At 46.1% G+C, this 4,442-nt stretch carries 3 protein-coding genes; all 3 read right to left on the bottom strand.

Annotated elements, in window-relative coordinates; genetic code table 11:
* Window positions 1-315 precede the first annotated feature (315 nt).
* The 3 genes from E1163_RS27295 to E1163_RS27285 all read right to left on the bottom strand — a co-directional run bounded on the left by E1163_RS27295 (window position 316) and on the right by E1163_RS27285 (window position 3,955).
* A complete protein-coding gene (locus E1163_RS27295) occupies window positions 316-2,226 on the bottom strand; it encodes an adenylate/guanylate cyclase domain-containing protein (RefSeq protein WP_155176429.1) in 1,911 nt (636 codons plus the stop codon).
* Window positions 2,227-2,420: 194 nt separating this feature from the next.
* Entirely contained in the window at window positions 2,421-3,311 is an 891-nt protein-coding gene (locus E1163_RS27290) for a cyclase family protein (RefSeq protein WP_155176427.1), read from the bottom strand.
* Between the two features lie 59 nt (window positions 3,312-3,370).
* Complete coding sequence (locus tag E1163_RS27285; RefSeq protein ID WP_155176425.1) at window positions 3,371-3,955, bottom strand: Crp/Fnr family transcriptional regulator; 585 nt, start codon at window positions 3,953-3,955, stop codon at window positions 3,371-3,373.
* Window positions 3,956-4,442: the final 487 nt, after the last annotated feature.

The raw sequence follows: 4,442 nt of genomic DNA, 5'->3' as shown, positions 1-4,442 counted from the left end.
AGCATAGTCTCTCCCGGCAAAGGTCTCCTGCTATAATTAAAGATTGTACCTCCGAATGCCGTAGAGTCCTCTTCGAGAGACTCTACTGGGAAGTAAGGGGATAGCAGCGTTGTAGAAACATTGAAAATTCTAGTTCTTTACAAATCCCCTTTTACCGTTTACTATTTACTGTTCACTATTCACCACCTACCAAACACTCCCGTCTTCCGACTCCTGACTTCTGACTCCTGACTTCGGACTTCCGCCTTCCAACCTAACCACACTACAAATCTACAGATTACCGATTACCACTTACCGATCACCATCACCCGCAACTCAAATAACACTCCACGTCTCCACGGGCTCAAACCGGCCTTTGATATGGACAGCCTTGAAATCAGGAAGTACATCGGGTTTGGAGGTGAGGTTTTCATACACTTCGCGGGAAACCAGAAGCTGCACGCCGAACTCTTTGGTGAGCTGTTCTATTCTTGCGGCGGTGATAACCGGATTGCCGGTGATGGAATATTGCTTACGGCGAGCGTTGCCCACATTGCCCACTACCACATCCCCGGCATGTAAACCTATGCCTACCCTGATGGGAGGAAGGATGTTCTGAGCAGCCCGGCTTTCCAGCTCCTTGATAATGCTTTTGGCCGCCTCAAAGGCATTGTCGCAGTCATGTTCGGTGGAAACGGGAGCGCCGAATGTGGCCATGAAGCCATCCCCGAGCAACTGGTTGATCACGCCATTGTTCTGCTCTATAATATCGATCATGAATCCGAAAACATCATTTTGAAATTGGATGATCTCTTCGGGCGTTTTGTTCTCCACAAAAGGAGTAAAATTTCTGATATCCAGGAACATAACGCAGACAAATCGCTTGTCGATCCTGTCGTTTTCTGCCGTGGTGATCAGCGCATTGGCCACTGCACCGGATACCTGCTGTCCCAGGAGGTTGCGGATTTTCTTTTCGGCTTCGGAAAGCTGGTTTTGGGTGGTTTCCAGGTCATGGTAAGCACTTTGAAGGCGGCTGTGGTTGCGGCGTTTCATATTGTACATCAGCCAGAGCGCAATGGCCAATGCAGCCAGTAGTGATGCACCGATGATCAGCATATTGCGAAACTCGGCCTCCTGCTCCATGGCAGCCTCGTTTTCAGAGAGCCTCATGCGCTGGATCTCTTTTTCCTGTTGCAGCAGCTTTATTTCCCGTTCCTTGTTCTCATTATAGTTGATCTGCTCCAGCAGGGCCAGCTCCTTTTCCTGTTGCTGTTTTTCATAAGCCCGTTGCAAAGCCACATATTCCTTGTAGTACTCCAACGACTTTTTAAAATCCTTCTGAGCCTCCATCTGATCAGCCAGACGTTTGAATTTGTCCTGCGGAAGTTCGGGAGAAGCGAAGTGGGTAATATTCGTTTTTTTATCCAGGGCAGAAGGAGAGAGCTTGGATACCTCCTTTTCGATGGTCTCCAGTTGGGCGATGCGTTTCTTGTTCATCATCACCTGCAGCGTATCCTCTTTGATGCCTGCCTGGTCATTGATCTTTTCGTAATAGTTGATAGCCGTTTGATACTGGCCGCTTTTTTCATAGAGAGAGGCCACATGGTTCATATAAAAGTAAACCTCTTCACTGTCACCCTGGTCTTTGTACAGGTTGATGGCCTTCTCATATTGCTCAATGGCTTTGATGAAATTGTTGTTTTTTTCATGGTAACGGGCCAGCTTGAGTGTAGTGGAAAGGCCCATGTTTTCCGTGGCGGATGTCACCTTGCCGCCAATGTCCATATTGTCCAGGCTCTTTTTCAGAAAGGCACCTACCGCTGAGCGTTCGCCTGTTTTGTCCTCGAGTTCTTCCAGATAAATCAGCGTTTGCCCCGCTTTTTCATTGTCTATCAGGTCAATATCCTGCAGCACTTTGTCTAAGTATTCCCTGGCTTTGGCGTATTGCTCCCGTTTAAAATAAGCCCGGCCCAGGTAGTAGTGGGAGACCGGCTTCAGGTGAAGTTCGTCTTTGGTAATGAGCCTGTTGTTGCTATGAATAATGTTCTCGGCCAGGTCATTGGCCTCCCTCGCATATTTAAGCTCCTTTTTATCATTTGCGTTGTGGAGCTGCTCTATTAGCAGGTGCAAAGTGATCAGTTTTTCCTTTCCATATTGGCCTGATAATACCGATTCCAGCGAGTCCCTTTGCTGGGCAGCAAGGGATAGTGATAAAGCAAGGCTGATCAGGGTAAGAAAGACTTTCATGTAAGAGACATTTTACGAGGAAAAGGCCTGTTTAGTTCTGAGGAAAGTATTTTATCTCACCGAATGATCAATTCGCGATTCGCGAATCGCGAATTGACATTAAAACTTTTGACCATATTCCATATTCCGATAAGGAATAATATCAAAACCAGCAGTGATCAGATGACTCCAAAGTCATCCGATCACTTCCCTCCTTATCGTTTGACCTTCGCCATTGCCCTCACCGGGAAGGTGCCCACTCCTTTAAACTTTGGAGGAATGGCGCTAAAGGTAAAGCCATCATCCGGCAACAACTCCAGGTTGCAAAGGTGCTCCACGATCAGGATTTCTGCACCCAACAGAGCGGTATGAACAGGCCGGCTTTTGCCGCGGGTATCATCAATATTGAGAGAGTCGATACCAACGAGTTTTACATTACAGCTTACCAGGTATTCAGCGGCTTCCTGGGTGAGGTAAGGATTGTTTTCGTAGTAGCTTTCGGTATTCCAGTGCTTGTCCCAGCCGGTGTGAATGAGTACGGCCCGGTTTCTCACCTCATAGTTTTGCAGGTGCTCCCGGGTTATGGCTTTTGATTTGTCGTGCGGCACCCTGATTACAATGCCCTCAAGGTCAGTGAAGGCTTCTAATGATACCTCTGAAAGATCCTTGCCGTGTTCGTAGCGGTGAAAAGGGCAGTCAATGTACGTGCCGGTGTTTGAGACCATTTCTATTTTACCGATCTGGAATTCCGTGCCTTCTTCATAGATATCTTTGGATGCCTCCCGGCTGAGGTAATCGCAGATAACCGGGGCGGGAAGGCCTTTGTAAGTCACTAACCCGTCTTCGATGGTATGGCTGAGGTCGATGAGTAGCGGCTTGCCTGTGTTTTGGTCGATGGGTTTTCTTTTGTGAGGTTCGGTGATGATCTCCTTGTTGAGTATTCTGGTTTCACCCACCATAAGCAGGCGCATATCTTCGATGATATAATCTGCCAGTTCCTTGTCACTGATATCATCGCCAGCAATATCCAGCCTGAAATCTTCGCCTTTGATGCTGCCGCCATTGGTGAAGAAAAATTCAAAATCAAATTTTACTCTTTTGTCCATCGTTTTTTTGGTTTAAAGTAAAGCCGTGTGAAGCAATATAGTCATTGATCTATGTTAATCTATGCCAGCTTCCCTGACCTGATCCGGCTCAGGGATTCGGCTTGAATGCCCAGGAAAGAAGCAATGTGATACCCGGGAATGCGAGCCTCTATTTGTGGGTATTGATCGATCAGGTTCAGGTACCTCTCCCTGGCGGAAAGCTGTAGAAACTCACTTTCGCGCCGGCATTTTTTGATGAATTCCTGTTCGAAAATATGTTTGCCCAAAGCATACCAGCAAGGGTTGGTTTTGTAATACCCTTCCAGCAGCGTTTTGGGAATAACCATAGCCATGGCCGGCTCTAAAGCCTGTATGTTGAGTGAAGTGGGAGTGTCCAGCAAAAAGCTTGTAAAAGCCCCTGCAAAGCTGTTTTCAAAGAAGAACTCCGTATTCATCTCCCGATCCTCAACCTCCAGAAACGTACGGAAGACCCCTTCATTTACAAAATAGATATTCGGGCACCAATCCCCCGCTTTGATCAGAAAATCGGATTTAGCCACCTGCGTGACCGACAGACTTTTAACGAAAGCATCGATCTCAGCGGTGTTGCCAACGATGTTTTGCAGGGCTTCCTTTAATTGCCGGTTGAGTTCATTTCGGGTCATGGTCAAATGTACTTTACTTGCGCAAGAATATCGCAGTTTACAATAGCATCAGTAATAATATTAATACGCTAACACATCAATTTAAGCACTAAGAGTAGACTCTGTTTACAAGTGTGACCATTAAACTGACTTGCTGCCATTAGGTATTTTTACCCAATTTCATAGGTAAAAATACCTAATGGCTGATAATGGTAAAGCTCCACTCCGCGCCACCAACCCTATTTTCTGCTTTCACCCCTCACATGAGCCTCAAAACCTTATTTGTCGATTCACTATCTTGAACAAACTGCCAAAGTGCAGATGGACATAAAATTCACGAATTTACTGTCTTTCGGAAAGTAATTTGTGCTGTTGGGAAAGTTTGTTGGGGTGGGGATGGTGGAGGTGGTTTATTTGTATTGTACTTTATTATTTAAGTGGTTGTAAATGAATGTAGTTTAGTAATTAGGATTTATACATATATATAATTGTAGATATACCCTTATGG

The organism is Fulvivirga kasyanovii (genome assembly GCF_009711405.1).
Classification (GTDB): domain Bacteria; phylum Bacteroidota; class Bacteroidia; order Cytophagales; family Cyclobacteriaceae; genus Fulvivirga; species Fulvivirga kasyanovii.
Note: the sequence above shows the minus strand (reverse complement) of the source record. Positions and strands in the feature narration are given on the sequence as shown.